The sequence below is a fragment of the Methylobacterium sp. J-076 genome (assembly GCF_022829405.1).
In the GTDB taxonomy this organism is placed as follows: domain Bacteria; phylum Pseudomonadota; class Alphaproteobacteria; order Rhizobiales; family Beijerinckiaceae; genus Methylobacterium.
Map to the genome: position 1 here is coordinate 73383 of NZ_JAKSXW010000130.1, position 17083 is coordinate 90465.

Consider the following 17083-nt stretch of genomic DNA (forward strand, 5'->3'; position numbering starts at 1 on the left):
TCGGAGGCCCGCTCACCGCGTTGCGCCGCGTTGCCTCCTCCGGCAATGCTCGCGCGTCACGGGGCGGGAGGGGCGATGTCGAGCGGGCGTGTCACGGTGGTCGATCACCCGCTGGTGCAGCACAAGCTGACCCTGATGCGGGACAAGGACCGCTCGACCCAGGGCTTCCGCCGCCTCCTCAATGAGATCGGCATGTTGCTCGCCTACGAGGTGACCCGCGATCTCCCCCTCGAACCCGTCGAGATCGAGACCCCGATCGGCGGGATGGTCGGCCGCCAGATCCAGGGCAAGAAGCTCGTCCTCGCCCCCATCCTGCGGGCGGGCGTCGGCTTCCTCGACGGGATGCTCTCCCTGCTGCCCTCGGCCCGGGTCGCCCATGTGGGGTTGTACCGGGATCCCGAGACGCTCGAAGCGGTCGAGTACTACTTCAAGGCGCCGTCCGACCTCGCCGACCGGACGGTCCTCGTCCTCGATCCGATGCTCGCCACGGCCAATTCGGCGGTGGCGGCCCTGGAGCGGCTGAAGGCGCGCGGCGCCGTGGACCTGCGCTTCGTGTGCCTCCTCGCCGCCCCGGAGGGCCTCGCCCGCCTGGCGGCGGCGCATCCCGACGTGCCGGTCTGGACCGCCGCCATCGACAGCCACCTCAACGATCACGGCTATATCGTCCCCGGCCTGGGCGATGCCGGCGACCGGATGTACGGCACCCGGTGAGCGGGCTTGCCGAGACGCATCCGGGGCGCAGATGTCCCCCGGCGATTCTTCGGAGAACCTGACATGGGAAGCCCCGCCCTGCCCGAGACGATGCGCCGGATCCGTTATGACGGAACGGGCGGCCCCGAGGTCATCGCCGTCGAAACCGCGCCCGTGCCCCGGCCGGGGCCGGGACAGGTGCTGATCGAGGTCGTGGCCGCCGGCGTGAACCGGCCCGACGTCGCCCAGCGGGCGGGCAGCTACCCGCCGCCCCCCGGCGCCACGGAGATCCCCGGCCTGGAGGTCGCGGGCCGGATCGCCGCCCTGGGGGATGGGGTCACCGGCCTCGCCCTGGGCGATGAGGTCTGCGCCCTGGTGATCAGCGGGGGCTACGCCGAGTTCGCCGTCGCCGAGGCCGGGCATTGCCTGCCGCGGCCCGAGGCGGTGTCCCTGGTGGATGCCGGCGGCCTGCCGGAGACCTTCTTCACGGTCTATTCCAACGTGATCCAGCGCGGGCGGCTCACCGGGGGCGAGAGGTTCCTCGTCCATGGCGGGTCGAGCGGGATCGGCGCCACGGCGATCCAGATGGCGGCACTGTTCGGCGCCACGGTCTACGCCACGGCCGGCTCGGCCGAGAAGTGCCGGTTCTGCGAGGAACTCGGGGCCACGGCCGCCATCGACTACAAGCAAGCCGACTTCGCCGAGGAGGTGCAGCGCCTCACCGACAAGCGCGGTGTGGACGTGATCCTCGACATGATCGGCGCGAGCTACCTCCAGCGCAACCTCAAGTCGCTCGCCCCGGATGGGCGCCTGGTGATGATCGCCCTGATGGGCGGCTACAAGGTCGATGGGCTCAACATCACCCCGATCATGCGCAACCGCCTAACCTTCACGGGCTCGACCCTGCGCCCGCGGCCGAAGGCGGATAAGGAGGCCATCGCCGCCGGCCTGCGCAAGGATGTGTGGCCGCACCTCGCCAGCGGGCGCATCCGGACGGTGACGCACACGACCTTCCCCCTCGACCGGGCCAGGGAGGCGCACGAACTGATGGAATCCAGCGCGCATCTCGGCAAGATCCTGCTGACCACCGGGCGCTGAACGGGCTGCGCCTCGGAACCCCCTCCCGGCCAAGGCGTTGGCGCCCGATAACGCAATCGTGTTGCGGGTCGCCCACCGGGCGTGCCGCGCAACATCAGCGAGGGATGGTCGATGGTCGAGAAACTGACACCGCAGGAGAGCCGTCAGGGCGAGCGCGGCAAGTCCATGCTGTGGGTCCTCATCGGGAGCCTCGTGCTGTTGGCGGTGGCCACGATCGGCCTTCTGACCTGGAACGGGGCGAATTCGCCCAAGGACTACGCGTCCCAGAGCCAGGACGCCTCCCGCAAGGAGATCACCGGCTCGGTAAACGGCACCTCCAACCCGTCCTCGTCGAACACCACGGCGGTGCCCGGCGGCAACCCCTCCTACCCGCAGCCGGCGCAGCAGAACGCGAACGGCGGCAGCGCGAAGTAAGCTTCACCCGCAGCGCCGTTGCGTGCAACGCGAAGCAATCCAGGGAAGCGCCACGTCGGGCGACGTCGCGCCGCCCTGGATTGCTTCACTGCGTGTGCAATGACGGTGGTGCGGAGTATCAGCGGGTCGGGACCGGGTTCACGCCGCGATAATCGTAGAACCCCCGCTTGGTCTTCCGCCCGAGCCAGCCGGCCTCCACGTACTTCACGAGCAGCGGACACGGCCGGTACTTCGAATCGGCCAGCCCCTCGTAGAGGACCTGCATCACCGACAGGCAGGTATCCAGGCCGATGAAGTCCGCCAGCTGCAGCGGCCCCATCGGGTGGTTGGCGCCGAGCTTCATCGCCGTATCGATGGATTCCACAGAGCCGACGCCCTCGTAGAGCGTGTAGATCGCCTCATTGATCATCGGCAGCAGGATGCGGTTGACGATGAAGGCCGGAAAATCCTCCGACATCGTCGCGGTCTTGCCGAGCTTGGCGATAAAGCCCTTGGCGGATTCGTAGGTGGAATCCTCCGTGGCGATGCCGCGGATCAGCTCCACGAGCTGCATCACCGGCACGGGGTTCATGAAGTGGATGCCGATGAACCGTTCCGGCCGATCGGTCGAGGCGGCGAGCCGGGTGATGGAGATCGACGAGGTGTTGGTCGCCACCATCGCCTCGGGGCTCAGCACCGGGCAGAGGTTCGTGAAGATGTCCCGCTTGGTGGCCTCGTTCTCCGTGGCGGCCTCGATCACGAGGTCGCACGGGGCCAGCTCCTCGAAGGTGCCGACCGGCTTGATGCGCTCCCGGGCGACCCGGCTGTCGTCCTCCGCCAGGGCGCCCTTCGACACGAGGCGGGCATAGCCCTTCTCGATCGCGTCGATGCCGTTATGGAGCCTCGTGGCGTCACGGTCGTTCAGGAACACGTCGAGACCCGCGGCGGCGCAGACCTGCGCGATGCCGCTGCCCATCTGGCCCGCGCCGATGATGCCGACCCGCTTGATCTCGATGCCCATCTGAAGACCTTGCCCCCGATCCGTGCCCGCCCCGCCGCCGGCCTGCGGCTCGGCCGAGACCGCGGGGTGGCACGTGGAATTCCATGCCGTCTCAGCTTTGTAGACCAATCGCAAGGGAGGAAGGAACCCAGACGAGGCGTGCGGTGCAATATTCCCCGCTACGCCGTCATCCCGGGCGGCTATGCCCCGCCGGGATGGACAGCTCCCGCCGTCCTTCCCGCCCCGCCTTGCGACCGGGTTGGCCTACTTGGCCTTGGCGATCTCGGACTGGAAATCCGGCACGATCTGGAACAGGTCGCCCACGAGGCCGTAATCGGCCACCTGGAAGATCGGCGCGTCCTCGTCCTTGTTGATCGCGACGATGACCTTCGAATCCTTCATCCCAGCGAGGTGCTGGATCGCCCCGGAGATGCCCACCGCCACGTAGAGGTCCGGCGCGACCACCTTGCCGGTCTGGCCCACCTGCCAGTCGTTCGGGGCGTAGCCCGCATCCACCGCGGCGCGCGAGGCCCCTACGGCGGCGCCGAGGGTGTCGGCCAGCGGCTCGATCAGCTCGTGGAACTTGTCCGCCGAGCCGAGGGAGCGCCCGCCCGACACGATGATCCGCGCCGCGGCCAGCTCCGGCCGGTCGGACTTGGCGATCTCCTCGCCCTTGAAGGTCGCGCCCGAGGCGGATGCCTGCGCCGAGACCGGCTCCACGGGGGCGGCCGAACCGCCCTCCCCCGCCGCCTTGAAGGCCGCCGTGCGGACGGTGATGACCTTCTTCGCGCCCGGCGCCTGCACCGTCTGGATGGCGTTGCCGGCGTAGATCGGCCGCTCGAACGTGTCGGCCGAGATCACCTTGATGATGTCGGAGACCTGCGCGACGTCGAGGCGCGCCGCCACCCGCGGCAGCACGTTCTTGCCGGTGGTGGAGGCCGAGGCCACGATGGCGTCGTAGGGCCCGGCCACCGCCTCGATCAACGCCGCGACCGGCTCGGCGAGTTCGTGATCGTAGGCGCTGTCCTCGGCCAGAAGCACCTTCTCGACGCCCTCCAGCTTGGAGGCGGCCTCGGCCGCCGCCTTCCCCGCGCTGCCGGCCACGAGGGCGTGCACGGGCGCGCCCATCTGGTTGGCCGCGCTCAGCGCCTTCAGCGTCCCGTCCTTGATCTGCCCGTCGGAGTGCTCGACGTAGAGAAGCGTGGTCATGTGCGAAAATCCCGATTGGTGGGGGCCGCGCTCGACCGCCACCGCGGGAGCGCAGCCTCGGTGAGGGGTGTCAGATGACGCCGGCTTCGACCTTGAGCTTCTGGACCAGCTCGGCGGCCGAGCCGACCTTGACGCCGGCGGAACGGCCCGGCGGCTCGGCGGTCTTCAGCACCGTCAGCTTCGGGGTCACGTCGACACCGAGGGCCTCGGGGCTCGATTCGTCGAGGGGCTTCTTCTTCGCCTTCATGATGTTGGGCAGGGAGGCGTAGCGCGGCTCGTTGAGGCGCAGGTCCGTCGTGACGATGGCCGGGAGCTGGAGCGTCACCGTCTGCAGGCCGCCATCGACCTCACGGGTGACGTCGAGGCTTCCCTCCCCGGGCTCGATCTTGAACGCGAAGGTGCCCTGCGGCCAGCCGAGGAGGGCGGCGAGCATCTGGCCGGTCTGGTTCGAATCGTCGTCGATCGCCTGCTTGCCGAGGATGACGAGCTGCGGGCTCTCCTTCTCGACCATTGCCTTCAGGAGCTTGGCCACGGCCAGGGGCTCGCAATGCACGTCGGTCTTCACGAGGATCGCCCGGTCGGCACCCATGGCGAGGGCGGTGCGCAGGGTCTCCTGCGCCTGCTGCGGGCCGATCGACACCGCGACGATCTCGGTCGCCTTGCCCTTCTCCTTCAGGCGGATCGCCTCTTCCACCGCGATCTCGTCGAAGGGGTTCATCGACATCTTCACGTTGGCGAGCTCGACGCCCGAGCCGTCCGCCTTCACGCGAATCTTGACGTTGTAGTCGACCACCCGCTTGACGGGCACCAGAACCTTCATGGCGGTCTCGATCCTTCCCGCTGTTCTTCTTTGTCGTCGCAGGACGGCCACGCGCCGCAGGCGCGCACGGCCGACCCCCGCGAAAGGCGGCGGGACCGTAGCGGCCACATTTCTGCCTTGTCAACGCGGGGCGGCCTCGCCCGAGCGGTTGATTCCGCCCGGCCTCAGCGGTTCGCGCCGGGCACCCACAGCACGTCGTCCGCCCCGTCCCGATTCGCCGCACGGCTCGCGACGAAGAGGAAATCCGAGAGGCGGTTGAGGTACTGGATCGCTTCGGGTGAGACGATCTCCCCCTCCGTCGCGGCGAGGTTCACGGCCAGCCGCTCGGCCCGGCGGCACACCGTCCGCGCGAGGTGGAGGTAGGCCGAGCAGGCCGATCCACCGGGCAGCACGAAGGACTTGATCGGCGGGATCGTGGCGTTGAGCGCGTCGATATCCCGCTCCAGCCGCTGGACCTGCGAGGCGACGATCCGTAGCGGCTCGTAGGGCAGCGGCTTCGGCCCCTCGGGGGTCGCGAGGTCGGCGCCGAGGTCGAACAGGTCGTTCTGGACGGCGCCGAGCATCCGGTCCAAGTGCTCGTCCGCGTGGAGGCGGGCGAGGCCGAGGCAGGAATTCGTCTCGTCCACCGTCCCGTAGGTTTCGACGCGCAGGTCCGCCTTGGAGCGGCGCTGGCCGTCCGCCAGGGCGGTGGTGCCGTTGTCGCCCGTGCGGGTGTAGATCCGGTTCAGCTTGACCAAGGGTTGCTCCCGCGCCGCCCCGCGCCGTGCCGGCGGGGGCGCCTTAGAGCGCCCCACGAGGCGCCCGGTCATCGGGCGCCCTCCCGCCGGCCTGGACGGCGCAGCGGGAGTGTCGTGAGGGGCTCTTAGAACGTGTAGCCGAGCTTGCCGCCGAAATTGGTCAGCCCGCGGTTGTTGGCGCAGAGGCCGGCATTCGACATGTGTTCGACGGTGGCCATGATGGACCAATGCTCGGTCAGGCGATAGCCGAGGGCGGCGGCCTCGCGGAAGAGCGGCGAGCAGCCCAGGGTGTTGAAGCCGTAGGGCGTCGTCGCCTTCGGGCCGGTGTAGCCGTTATGGGCCGCGCCGCCGAAGAACCCGTCGATGAAGACGCGGTGGCCCAGGGTTTCGGGCAGGATCTCGACGGTCCAGGTGGCGCCGAGATAGGCGTAGCTGGTGCGCCCGCCGGTGTTGTAGCTGCCGCCGACCGTCGGCCGCGGGATGAAGGCCTGCCAGAACGGATCCTGGAAGATCACCGGCTTGGCCAGCAGCACCTCGCCGTTCACGTTCTCCGTGCTGAAGCCCCGGGCCTTGCCCTCCGCGCTGCCGGGATCCTGGACCGCGCCGCCGATCCGGAGCTCCGAGACGAAGCTGAGGGGCTGCGCCGGGGCCGCGTAGGCGATGGGGGCCGGCGCGGAGCCGAGGTCGGCGGCGGCGGCGGGCACCAGGGCGGCGCCGATGGCGAGGCCTGCGAGAAGGGCGCGGAAAGAAGCGGTCATGCGGGCTCGGCGGACGGGACGACGGCGTGAAAGTCCGAACAGACTATCACGGAGCTGGGCCGTTGAAGCCGGTTTCATCCCCGGCGGTCCCTGAAAAGCCGGGCATGCGGCGCGGCGGTCACAGTGGCGGGGCGGTCAGGCCGAGCGCCACCACACCACGCCCATGATGAGCACGATCGCCACGAATTGCAGGAGCACCCGCAGGCGCATCAGCCGCTGCGAGACGCTGGCGCTGCCCCCGCGCATCATGTTGGCGAGGCCGAGCGCCAGCACCACCGCGACGGCGAGGCAGGCGACGAGGACGAGGGTGTTGGACGACATCGCGGCGGGATCCCGGTCGGCGCGGCCCTCGGTGAAGGGCACGCCGGCAGCTATAGCGGTCCCCGCGCCACGGCGCAGCCCGGCCGTCGCCGCCGAGTGTCGCGGATCCGCGCGGTGTCAGCGACGGTCGCCGGGCGCCGCGTCGGCGAAGCGGAGCACGACCGCCCGGCCCTCGGCCGGGGGATCGGTCAGGCGGGCGCGGAACCGGGCCGATTCCCCGGTCCCGAGGATCGCCCGGGGGGCCGGGGCGGGGAAGGCGCGCAGCAGCTTGCCGGCGGCATCGCTGATCTCGATCCGCAGGGCCGGCACCGGCATGTCGGCCCGGCCCACCCCCACGAGGTCGCCCTCGACCACCAGTTCGGCGGAGCGATCCTCCACGGCCGGGTGCTGGACCGCGACGACGTCGCGGATCTCCAGGCCCCTCAGGTTCACCGGCAGGCCGACCGTCGCGAAGGCGGAGGCGGTCTGCGGCACCATCCGGACGACGGCGTTCCGGGCGAGGCAGGCCACCGGTAGGGCGGCGAGGAGGGCCAGGACGACGAGCGCCGCCGGCGACAGGGGCAGGGCGGCCGCGGCGAAGGGACGCCGCGCCGGGCGGGTCTTCGTCCCCCTGGCCTTCCGCGTGCGGGGCGTGGGGGCCTCGTCCGGCACGGTGTCCGGCGCCGCGGCCTCGCGGACCGCCGCCGTGGCCTCCTCCCAGGCGGATTCCGTCACCGGGTCGGCGGGGGCCTCGGCGGAGGCGGCGACGTCCGCCTCCGCCGCCTCTTCGGTGGCGTCGCCGGGGGTGAGGAACCATGTCTCGCGGCACGCGGCGCAGCGGACGGACCTGCCCTCCGGCCCGATCTTCGCCGCATCGATGCGGTAGCTGCTGGCGCAGGTCGGGCAGGTAATCAACATCGGCGGGATACTCGACGCAGCCGCTCCGCCGCCCCGCGACGCCGGACGGCAGAAAAACTCTTGAGAAAAGGTGCCGGAACGGGGTTAACCTCGCGTGAAGCCGCAAGGGCTGCCGCCGCGCCCGGCGCGGTGGCTCCGGAACACAGCCCACGGGCGAAGCAGCGGGACGGCGTTGAACCTTCAGGCAACCATGAAGAGCCTGCTGCCGGGGGCCGAACGGCCCGTGGTGCAGTTCGAGCACGTCGGCATGCGCTACGGCCTGGGGCCGGAGGTGCTCTCCGACGTCAGCTTCCGCATCGCGCCCCATTCCTTCCAGTTCCTCACCGGCCCCTCGGGCGCCGGCAAGACGACCCTGCTCCGCCTGATCCTGCTCTCCGTCCGCCCGACGCGGGGCACCGTGGCGATCTTCGGCGAGGAGGTGTCCGGCATCTCCAGCGAGAAGCTCACCCTGCTCCGGCGCCGGATGGGCGTGGTCTTCCAGGATTTCCGCCTCCTCGACCACCTCACGACCTACGAGAACGTCGCCCTCCCCCTGCGGGTGCAGGGCCGCTCCGAATCGGGCTACCGGGGGGAGGTGGTGGAGTTGCTGCGCTGGGTCGGCCTCGGCGAGCGGATGCACGCCCTCCCTCCCCTCCTGTCGGGCGGGGAGAAGCAGCGCGCGGCCATCGCCCGGGCGCTGATCGCCCGGCCCGACCTGCTGCTGGCCGACGAGCCCACCGGCAACGTCGATCCCGCCCTCGGCCGGCGGCTCCTGCGCCTCTTCCTCGAACTCAACAAGCTCGGCACGTCCGTGATCATCGCGACCCACGATTTCGGCATCATGGATGCCGTCAATGCCCGCCGGATGGTGCTGAATGCCGGCCGGCTGCGGATCGAGGAATGAGCATCGCGGCCAAGGCCCGGGCCCGCGCCGCGGCGGCGTTCCCCACCGATCCGACACTCCCGGCCAACCTGCGGCGCAACGCGCCCCTGGTGCCCACCGACACCGCCGCCGGGCGTTCGCTGGCGGCGGTGATCGCCATTCTGACCTTCCTCGCCGGGCTCTGCGCGGGCGCCGCCGAGATGGTGGCGACCAATGCCGCCCAGTGGCAGAGCAGCGTGGCGCAGGAGGTGACCATCCAGGTCCGCCCCGGCCCCGGGCGCGACGTGGACGCCGACGTCGCCAAGGCGGAGGCGATCGCGAAGCAGGAGCCCGGGGTCGCCCGGACCCGCATCTTCTCGAAATCCGAATCGGAGCGGCTGCTCGAACCCTGGCTCGGCAGCGGCCTCGACCTGTCGGACCTGCCGGTGCCGCGCCTGATCGCCCTGCGGATGTCGGGGGACAGGGTCGACCTCGGGAGCCTGAGGACGAAGCTCGTCGCGGCCCTGCCGGGCGTTGCGAGCCTCGACGACCATGCGCTCTGGCTGCAGCGCCTCTCCACCGCCGCGAGCGCCTTCGTGGGCGCGGGCATCGGCCTCGTGGTGCTGGTGCTGGTGGCCACCGGCCTCGCCGTCACCTTCGCCACGAGGGGGGCGATGGCGGGCAACAAGGAAGTGGTGGACGTGCTGCACTTCGTCGGCGCAGGGGACGACTACATCGCCCGCGCCTTCCAGGCCCGGTTCTTCGGCCTCGGCCTCCGGGGCGGCGGGATCGGGGCGGCCTGCGCGATCCTGGCCTTCGTGATCGCCGGGCTCGTCACCGGCTCGGCCTCGTCGGGGCCGGCGGGGCAGGAGATCGAGGCCCTGTTCGGCGCCTTCCATATCGGCTGGCGCGGCTTCTTCAGCATCGCCCTGATCGGGGGAATCGCATCCCTCGTCACGGGGGCCGTCTCCCGCCTCACGGTGCGACGCTACCTCGGCTGATTGCAGTTGGGTTTAGCCCGCAACTCAGCAGTGTGAACCGCGGGGAACCTTAAGTGTTTGGCAACCTGTTGGGAGAGTGATCTGTGGGCAGCCGCACCGGCTGCCTCCACCACGCCGCATTCGGCGCTAGGCTCCGGAGGATGAACACGCGGATGACGCGCGCTCCCGTCTCCCTCGCGACCGATGCCATCGGCTGGGTCTGGCACGAGCGTGCGGACGCGCCGACGACCCAGGGACCGGGCGCCGGGCCGGGCCATGCGGGCCGGGACAGGGCCCTGCGCTGTGGTGCCGTCGCCGCCGGCCTCGGCGTCGTCGCACTGGTCGGCGGCTTCCTCACCTTCGTCGGCACCGTCGCCCGGCAGGAGCGCATACCCGAGGGCCGCACGGACGGTATCGTCGCCCTGACCGGCGGTGCACAGCGGATCGGCGACGCGATCGACCTTCTGGCGGCGGGCTACGGCCGCCGCCTCCTGATCACCGGGGTGAACGAGCGCACGAGCCGCGAGGAGATCGCCCGCCTCAACCCCACCCAACGGGACCTCATCGCCTGCTGCGTCGATCTCGATTACCGGGCGCGGAACACCATCGGCAACGCCATCGAGACCCGGCGCTGGATGCGCACACACCATTTCAGCACCGTGGCGGTGGTGACCTCGAACTACCACATGCCGCGCACGCTGATCGAACTGGACCACGCGTTGCAGGAGAGCGAGCGGATCGTCCCGCACCCGGTGGTGACGGAGGGGTTCGATGCGGACGCGTGGTGGCGTAACCCGCCCGCGGCGCGGCTTCTGGCCTCCGAATACCTGAAGTTCCTGGTGAGCTGGGTCCGGACGCGCTTCGAGGCGGATCCCGAGCGGTCGAGGGCGGCGATCCTGATGGGCCGCCGCAAGCCGGTGAAGATGGTGGCCGAGCCGCTGATACGCGGGATCGAGTGAGCCGTCTGCACCGACTCGGCATGGGAGAACGTGCCCCTTCCGTCATTGCGAGCGCAGCGAAGCGATCCAGGGCAGCAGACCCTCTCAGGACGTGGCGCGTCCCTGGATTGCGTCGCTGCGCTCGCAATGACGGCACGGGATCATGACGGCTGGCTGATTCATCCAGCCTTTTCCCGCCGGCCCACGGTCCGCCCAACGGGGACCACGCCTCCGCGCAGCGCGGTCTGAGCCCCCTCCCCCGCGTCGCGAGGAACGCGCATCGCGGCTCACGATCCAGGGTTCGGAGACGGCGCTCTACAGGCCCTTGCAGCGGTCGCGGATGGCCACCGCGAACTCCTTCTCGGAGCCCTGCACCTGCGCGAGTCCCCTCGTGCGCTCGGTGCCCGAGAGGCAGCGCCCGTAGACGGCGGCGACCCGCCTCATCGTCTCGACATGGCGGCGCCAGACCCGGCAGCTCTTCTCCGTGTCGCTGACGTCGGCCTGCTCCAGCTGGTCGATGGCTTGTCGCTGCATCGACTGGGCGACCAGCACGTCCCGCGGGCAGGTCGCATCGCCGCCCTGGGCCAGGGCGGGTGCCGCGAAGCCGAGGATGGCGAACGCGGCGAACGGACGGCGGAGCGGCATCAGGCGGCCCGGGAGGCGGCGTTGCGCGTGAGCAGGGCATAGAGCGCCCCCGCATCGCGGGCGGCCCGGATGCTGGCGAGCATCCCCGGCTCGCGCAGGACGCGCGCCACCTGCGCTAGGGCCTTGAGGTGGTCCGCCCCCGCCCCTTCCGGGGCGAGCAGGAGGAAGGCGGTATCGACGGGCTCGCCGTCGAGGGCCTCGAAGTCGATGGGACGGTCGAAGCGCGCGAACAGGCCGAATAGCCGGTCGAGGCCGGGCAGCTTGCCGTGGGGGATCGCCACGCCCTCCCCGATCCCGGTCGAGCCGAGGCGCTCCCGCTGGAGGAGCGTCTCGAACACCGCCCTGTCCGCCAGCATCGGCAGGCGGCGGGCCGCGTGGACCGCCAGATCCTGCAGCACCTGCTTCTTCGAGCGGGCGCGCAGGGAGGAGACCACCGACTCGGGGTCAAGAAACGCGAGTAGTGGCATGGAACGACCGTTGCCCCGCCGCCGGGCTCCCCCAGGGAGCCGGCCCCTCAAGATCGCCGTGCCCAACCGGAGACGGACACGCCTCGGTCCAATGCTGGACCACGGAGACGGTTCCGGCTCTGTTCCGCGGCGACCCGATGGTGCTCAGGCGCCGCCAGCCGGAGGATCGACCCAGCCGATCGCCCCGTCACTGCGCCGGTATACGATGTTGACGCGTCCGGTGCCAGCGTGGACGAAGACAACCACCGGAGATCCTGTCAGGTCCAGGGCGGTCACCGCCTCTCCCACCGTCTGGCGTTGGAGCGCTCGGGTGGTCTCGGCCACGATCGGGGGATGGGCATCGCCCTCCGGCTCGGGCTCGATATCCTCCTCATCGGGGGCGGCCAGCACGGCGTAGGCGGCTTCCATCCCGCCCCCGTCCTTCGGGGCCGAGGCGTGCTCCTTCAGCCGGTGCTTGTAGCGGCGCAGGCGCGTCTCCAGCCGGTCGGCGGTCTGCTCGAAGCTCGCGCGGGGGTCATGCGCGGAGCCCACCGCTTCCATCGTCAGCCCGGAGACGAGGTGCAGCACGCAATCGGTGCGATAGGAGCTCCCGTCGCGGCGGAGGGTGACGTGGCCGGTGCACCCGTCCTGCATGTGCGGGTCGAGGTACTTGGACAGCGTCGCCGCCATCCGTTCCACCACCCGGGTGCGCAGGCTCTCACCGAGATCCACCCCGTGGCCGGTGACGCGCAATGACCGCATGCTTCCTCCTCTGCGTCCGAATGTCCAAGGAATTAGAGACCCGTTCCGACGCAAGTCAACGGAGCATCGCCCGTTTCCTTGAGCCGGGGGCCGCGCAATCCGTTAACCAATTCGGTCCAAGGGTCGGAGAGGTTCCGTAAGGGTATCGCGATGACCGTCCTGTTCGTCCTCGCCGTCATTCCCGTCACCGTCGCCATCGTCCTGGCGCGGGGAGAGCCGGTGCGGACCATCAGCTGCCTCGGTGCCATGAGCGTCGGCTGCGTCATCGCCTGCTACACCCTCCTGGGAGCGCTGCGCGGCCGCCTGTCGGGCGAGATTCGCTAGGGCGTCGATCCAGACGAAGGCAACAGCCGTGTCTGGAAAAATCGATGCAAACACGAATAGCGAGTGCTCATGTGCACGAATGAAGTGAGTGCGTCGGAGCGCTAGGGCGCCTCGGCCCCGGCATCCTCCGCCGCCGTCGCCTCCTCCTGAGGGGGCGGATCGCCCCCGGCGCCGATGTCCGGGAAGGGGCTCGGCCGAAACGGCGCGGTGAGGGCGACGCAGCTGCGCATGGCCGAGACCGCCTCGCGCAGGGCGCGTTCCAGGTCCTGGACCCGTGACGTCAGCGCGGCGGCGGACGCCTCGGCGGCGTCGGCGGCCTCGCCCTGCTGCTTGAGGGAGGCCAGGATGCCCTGGGCGGTGGAGCGCGCCTCGTTGCGCTCGCGCTTGAGGCGCTCGGCCTCGGCTTCGGCGATCTGCGCCCGCTGCTTCCAGCCCCCGGCCACCCCCGCCGTCTCGAAGGTCGCCACCCGCTGCCGGGCCTCGTCGAGCTGGCTCCGCACGCGCAGGGCATCGGCCTCCGCCGCCGAGGCACGGAACGCCGCATCCTGAATGCAGGCCAGGGCCGCACGGATGTTCTGGGCATCGATGAGGATGCCGTCTTCGGCAAAGCAATCCGCCAGCGCCGCGAGCGCCTGACGCTGCGTGTCGGTCAGCACCGTCCCATCCCCGGGGAAGACAGCATGGGACAAGGGAGTAGTCTCGCCGGTCCCGCCCTGTCGAGCGCATCGGCGAAGAAGGGCGGGAGAACGTCACCGATCCCGGCGACCGTCGCCCTGCCGGACGGCGGGCCACCGCCGCAATGCGGAACACGGCTCATGCGATGAAAGCGGGAAATTTGGTCGGAGTGGCAGGATTTGAACCTGCGACCCCCACGTCCCGAACGTGGTGCGCTACCAGACTGCGCTACACTCCGAAGGCCGGCGGGCGCTGTGGCGCGACCGGCGAGCCGGCTTATAGCGACGCCATTCCCAGGCCGCAAGCGCCCGGAGCGTCATTTCGCATCGAACTCGTCCGCCCAGCCCGCCGGGAGGGCCGTCGTGCGGATCGTGCAGCCCGCCGCGGGGACCGCCGCCGTGGCGCAGACGCCGGGTCCGGCCTCGATGGCGGCCAGCGTCCAGCCCGCCGCCTCCCCCGCGATCCGCAGCATCCGCGGCGGGGCCGGCGGCACGCTGACCGAGAATGCGGCGAGGGGTAGGGAGAGGCCGGCGCCGAGGGCCTTCACCACCGCCTCCTTGCGAGTCCACAGGGCGAAGAACGCGGCCTCCCGGGCCTCCGGCGGCAACGCTTCGAGGGCGCAGGCCTCGTCCTGGGCGAAGTGGCCGCGGGCGATGCGCAGGGCGTCGGGCAAGGGCCGGCGGACCTCCACATCGACGCCGATCCGCGCGCTGCGGACGAGGCCGACCAGGGCGACGCCCCCCGAATGGGACAGGTTGATGTCGAGGCCGGTGCCGGCGGGCTCCGCCAGGAACGGCCGTCCATCGGCGTCCCGCCCGAAGCGCAGGGAGGCGGCCGGGCGGCCGAGCGCCGCGCCGACGACGGCGCGCAGGGCGGCGTGGCTGGCGAGGAAGCGTGCCCGGTCGGCAGCGCGGAGGAACCGGCCGGCGCGGTCCGTCTCCTCCGGATCCAGAACCCCCGCACAGCGGGCGAGCCGCCCCGGATCGAGGCCGAGGCCGACGACGACCACATCCGCCCGCGCCATGCTCCGTATCCCCCGTCATTCATCGGGCGGGCCGCAGATTCCGGTGCCGGGAGGCCTCCAATCCGGCCCGAAATGCCCTAGAAGCCCGGCATGGCCGCCGCGCAGACCGACCCGTCCCCCGACCTGTCCCCCCTGACCGCCGAGGAGGCGCGTGCGGAGCACGCGCAGCTCTCGGAGCGGATCGCCGAGGCCGACCGCCTCTATCATCAGGAGGACGCCCCCGACATCTCCGATGCCGAGTACGACCGGCTGCGGCGCCACCTCGAGGCCATCGAGGCCGCCTTCCCCGACCTCGCCGGGACAGGCGCCGCCAGCGCCGCGGTCGGGGCGAAGCCCTCGGAGAAGTTCGCCAAGGTCCGCCACGCGGTCCCGATGCTCTCCCTCGGCAACGCCTTCGCCGACGAGGAGGTGGCGGAGTTCGTGGCGCGGGTGCGCCGGTTCCTGGCTTGGCCGGAGGACAGGCCGCTCGCCTTCACCGCCGAGCCGAAGATCGACGGCCTGTCCCTGTCGCTGCGCTACGAGAAGGGCCGGCTCGTCACCGCCGCGACCCGGGGCGACGGCGAGGAGGGCGAGAACGTCACGGCCAACGCGCTGACGGTGCACGACATCCCCCAGCGCCTGAAGGGCACGGGCTGGCCCGACACCTGCGAGGTGCGGGGGGAGGTCTACCTGTCGCACGAGGATTTCGCCGGCATCAATGCCCGGCAGGAGGCGGCCGGCAAGCCGCTCTTCGCCAACCCGCGCAACGCGGCGGCGGGCTCCCTGCGCCAGCTCGACCCCGCGATCACCGCCTCGAGGCCGCTGCGCTTCTTCGCCTATGCCTGGGGCGAGGTCTCGGCGTCGATCGCCGACACGCAGTCCGGCGTGCTCGAACGCTTCGCCGCCTGGGGCCTGCCGGTGAACCCGCGCACCCGCACCTTCACCGACACGGAGGGCATGCTCGCCCATTACCGGGGCATCGCCGCCGAGCGGGCCGACCTCGGCTACGACATCGACGGCGTCGTCTACAAGGTCGACGACATCGCCCTCCAGAAGCGCCTCGGCTTCGTCTCGCGCTCGCCGCGCTGGGCGCTCGCCCACAAGTTCGCGGCCGAGGAGGCGACGACGGTGCTGGAGGACATCGTCATCAATGTCGGCCGCACCGGCTCCCTCAACCCCCTCGCCAAGTTGCGGCCGGTGACGGTGGGCGGCGTCGTCGTCTCCAACGCCACGCTGCACAACGAGGGCTACGTGAGGGGCGTCGGCGCCGACGGCGAGCCGATCCGCGAGGGCCGCGACATCCGCGTCGGCGATACGGTCACGGTGGTCCGCGCCGGGGACGTGATCCCCAAGGTCATGGATGTCAACCTCGCCAAGCGCCCGGCGGATTCCGCCCCGTTCGTGTTCCCCGAGCGTTGCCCCGCCTGCGGCAGCCGGGCGGTGCGGGCGGTCAACCCGCGCACGGGCAAGCTCGACGCGGTGCGCCGCTGCACCGGCGGGCTTATCTGCCCGGCGCAGGGGGTGGAGCGGCTGAAGCACTTCGTCTCGCGCAACGGCTTCGACATCGAGGGCTTCGGCGAGACCTATATCGAGGTGCTGTTCGAGGCGGGGCTCGTCCGCCAACCCGCCGACCTGTTCCGGCTCGATTTCGAGAGGCTGAAGGACGCCGTGGTGGCCCGGCGAGAGGCGCTGTCCGCCGAGCGCCGGGCCGGGGCCGAGCTGCCGAAGAAGGCCGCCAAGAAGAAGGGCGACGACGAGGACAAGGCGATCAAGAACCTGCTGGCGGGGGTCGAGGCCAGACGCTCGATCCCCCTCAACCGCCTGCTGTTCGCCCTGGGCATCCCGCAGATCGGCGAGGCCACGGCCAAGGCCCTGGCCAAGCGGTTCGCCGACATGCCCGCGCTGATCGCGGGGATCGATGCGGCGGCGCGAACGCAGGGCGGGCTCGACTGGATCGAGGTCTCCGCCGTGCCCCGGATCGGCCCGACCACCCGCGACCGCCTGCTCGATTCGGGCCTTCCCCCCGAGGGGGCCGAGCCGATACCGGGCGAGCGGGTGCGCCTGACGTCGAGCCAGCGGGACAGCCTGATCGCCCATTACGGCGACATCGACGCGGCGCGCGCGGCCCTGGAACGGGCCGCGGGGCAGCGGCCCGGCGACGCCTACCGCGCCTTCGCCGACGACGGCGAGGTCGGCCCGGTGGCGACCGACGCGCTGATCCAGTTCTTCGCCGAGCCGCACAACGCCTCGGCGGTGGCGGAGCTCCTGAAGGAGGTCCGCACCGAACCGATGGAGCGCGCCGCCTCCGCCACGGCCTTCGCCGGCAAGACGGTGGTCTTCACCGGCACCCTGGAACAGATGACCCGCAACGAGGCGAAGGCGGTGGCCGAGCGCCTCGGCGCGAAGGTCTCGGGTTCGGTCTCCGCGAAGACGGATCTGGTGGTGGCGGGGCCCGGCGCGGGCTCCAAGCTGAAGGATGCCGAGAAGCACGGCGTCCGCGTCGTCAGCGAGGCGGATTGGCTCGCCCTGGTGGAACGGGCTTGAAG

At 71.1% G+C, this 17083-nt stretch carries 20 protein-coding genes and 1 tRNA gene; 8 read left to right on the plus strand and 13 right to left on the minus strand.

All coding sequences use genetic code 11. From position 1 onward, the window contains the following. Window positions 1-75 precede the first annotated feature (75 nt). From upp to MKK53_RS14400, 3 genes are all read left to right on the plus strand, one after another. A complete protein-coding gene (upp, locus tag MKK53_RS14390; RefSeq protein WP_243929383.1) occupies window positions 76-711 on the plus strand; it encodes a uracil phosphoribosyltransferase in 636 nt (211 codons plus the stop codon). Between the two features lie 63 nt (window positions 712-774). Then, a complete protein-coding gene (locus tag MKK53_RS14395; protein ID WP_243929384.1) occupies window positions 775-1788 on the plus strand; it encodes an NAD(P)H-quinone oxidoreductase in 1014 nt (337 codons plus the stop codon). Window positions 1789-1899: 111 nt separating this feature from the next. Next, a complete protein-coding gene (locus MKK53_RS14400; protein WP_243929385.1) occupies window positions 1900-2202 on the plus strand; it encodes a hypothetical protein in 303 nt (100 codons plus the stop codon). 118 nt (window positions 2203-2320) lie between these two features. On the opposite strand, the gene MKK53_RS14405 is transcribed toward MKK53_RS14400, so the two are convergent. The 7 genes from MKK53_RS14405 to MKK53_RS14435 form a co-directional block, all read right to left on the minus strand. Beyond that, window positions 2321-3202, minus strand: a complete 882-nt coding sequence (locus MKK53_RS14405; RefSeq protein WP_243929386.1) for a 3-hydroxybutyryl-CoA dehydrogenase — start codon at window positions 3200-3202, stop codon at window positions 2321-2323. A 243-nt stretch (window positions 3203-3445) separates the two neighbouring features. Continuing rightward, a complete protein-coding gene (locus MKK53_RS14410) occupies window positions 3446-4390 on the minus strand; it encodes an electron transfer flavoprotein subunit alpha/FixB family protein (RefSeq protein ID WP_243929387.1) in 945 nt (314 codons plus the stop codon). 70 nt (window positions 4391-4460) lie between these two features. Continuing rightward, complete coding sequence (locus tag MKK53_RS14415; protein WP_243929388.1) at window positions 4461-5210, minus strand: electron transfer flavoprotein subunit beta/FixA family protein; 750 nt, start codon at window positions 5208-5210, stop codon at window positions 4461-4463. 164 nt (window positions 5211-5374) lie between these two features. After that, a complete protein-coding gene (locus tag MKK53_RS14420; protein WP_243929389.1) occupies window positions 5375-5947 on the minus strand; it encodes a cob(I)yrinic acid a,c-diamide adenosyltransferase in 573 nt (190 codons plus the stop codon). Window positions 5948-6072: 125 nt separating this feature from the next. Further along, window positions 6073-6705, minus strand: coding sequence for an acyloxyacyl hydrolase (locus MKK53_RS14425; RefSeq protein ID WP_243929390.1), 633 nt, complete (start codon window positions 6703-6705; stop codon window positions 6073-6075). Between the two features lie 135 nt (window positions 6706-6840). Further along, window positions 6841-7026 carry a twin transmembrane helix small protein gene (locus MKK53_RS14430; protein WP_243929391.1) on the minus strand — a complete coding sequence of 62 codons (186 nt, stop codon included), beginning with the start codon at window positions 7024-7026 and terminating at the stop codon, window positions 6841-6843. 117 nt (window positions 7027-7143) lie between these two features. Further along, window positions 7144-7923, minus strand: a complete 780-nt coding sequence (locus MKK53_RS14435) for an MJ0042-type zinc finger domain-containing protein (RefSeq protein ID WP_243929392.1) — start codon at window positions 7921-7923, stop codon at window positions 7144-7146. 190 nt (window positions 7924-8113) lie between these two features. Here MKK53_RS14435 and ftsE point away from each other — a divergent pair, with 190 nt between their 5' ends. The 3 genes from ftsE (at window position 8114) to MKK53_RS14450 (ending at window position 10703) form a co-directional block, all read left to right on the plus strand. Further along, window positions 8114-8806, plus strand: coding sequence for a cell division ATP-binding protein FtsE (gene ftsE / locus MKK53_RS14440; protein ID WP_243929523.1), 693 nt, complete (start codon window positions 8114-8116; stop codon window positions 8804-8806). Beyond that, window positions 8803-9765: a cell division protein FtsX gene (locus MKK53_RS14445; RefSeq protein ID WP_243929393.1), complete on the plus strand. Its 963-nt coding sequence runs from the start codon at window positions 8803-8805 to the stop codon at window positions 9763-9765. The genes ftsE and MKK53_RS14445 overlap by 4 nt, the downstream gene beginning before the upstream one ends. Before the next feature lie 152 nt (window positions 9766-9917). Continuing rightward, the gene (locus tag MKK53_RS14450; protein WP_243929394.1) at window positions 9918-10703 is read left to right on the plus strand and encodes a YdcF family protein; all 786 of its coding nucleotides are present in this window, start codon (window positions 9918-9920) and stop codon (window positions 10701-10703) included. A 294-nt stretch (window positions 10704-10997) separates the two neighbouring features. On the opposite strand, the gene MKK53_RS14455 is transcribed toward MKK53_RS14450, so the two are convergent. From MKK53_RS14455 to MKK53_RS14465, 3 genes are all read right to left on the minus strand, one after another. Beyond that, the gene (locus MKK53_RS14455) at window positions 10998-11327 is read right to left on the minus strand and encodes a hypothetical protein (protein WP_243929395.1); all 330 of its coding nucleotides are present in this window, start codon (window positions 11325-11327) and stop codon (window positions 10998-11000) included. Next, complete coding sequence (ptsN, locus tag MKK53_RS14460; protein ID WP_243929396.1) at window positions 11327-11794, minus strand: PTS IIA-like nitrogen regulatory protein PtsN; 468 nt, start codon at window positions 11792-11794, stop codon at window positions 11327-11329. Before ptsN ends, MKK53_RS14455 begins: the two co-directional genes overlap by 1 nt. A 144-nt stretch (window positions 11795-11938) precedes the next feature. After that, window positions 11939-12535, minus strand: a complete 597-nt coding sequence (locus MKK53_RS14465; RefSeq protein WP_243929397.1) for an HPF/RaiA family ribosome-associated protein — start codon at window positions 12533-12535, stop codon at window positions 11939-11941. A gap of 150 nt (window positions 12536-12685) precedes the next feature. Between MKK53_RS14465 and MKK53_RS14470 the strand changes: the two genes are divergently transcribed. Beyond that, the gene (locus MKK53_RS14470; protein ID WP_243929398.1) at window positions 12686-12859 is read left to right on the plus strand and encodes a hypothetical protein; all 174 of its coding nucleotides are present in this window, start codon (window positions 12686-12688) and stop codon (window positions 12857-12859) included. 101 nt (window positions 12860-12960) lie between these two features. On the opposite strand, the gene MKK53_RS14475 is transcribed toward MKK53_RS14470, so the two are convergent. The 3 genes from MKK53_RS14475 to MKK53_RS14485 all read right to left on the minus strand — a co-directional run bounded on the left by MKK53_RS14475 (window position 12961) and on the right by MKK53_RS14485 (window position 14558). Continuing rightward, the gene (locus MKK53_RS14475; protein ID WP_243929399.1) at window positions 12961-13548 is read right to left on the minus strand and encodes a hypothetical protein; all 588 of its coding nucleotides are present in this window, start codon (window positions 13546-13548) and stop codon (window positions 12961-12963) included. A 147-nt stretch (window positions 13549-13695) separates the two neighbouring features. Next, window positions 13696-13772, minus strand: a tRNA-Pro gene (locus MKK53_RS14480). A 78-nt stretch (window positions 13773-13850) separates the two neighbouring features. Beyond that, the gene (locus MKK53_RS14485) at window positions 13851-14558 is read right to left on the minus strand and encodes a 4'-phosphopantetheinyl transferase family protein (protein WP_243929400.1); all 708 of its coding nucleotides are present in this window, start codon (window positions 14556-14558) and stop codon (window positions 13851-13853) included. Window positions 14559-14648: 90 nt separating this feature from the next. On the opposite strand from MKK53_RS14485, the gene ligA reads away from it, so the two are divergent. Continuing rightward, window positions 14649-17081 carry an NAD-dependent DNA ligase LigA gene (gene ligA / locus MKK53_RS14490; protein ID WP_243929401.1) on the plus strand — a complete coding sequence of 811 codons (2433 nt, stop codon included), beginning with the start codon at window positions 14649-14651 and terminating at the stop codon, window positions 17079-17081. Window positions 17082-17083: the final 2 nt, after the last annotated feature.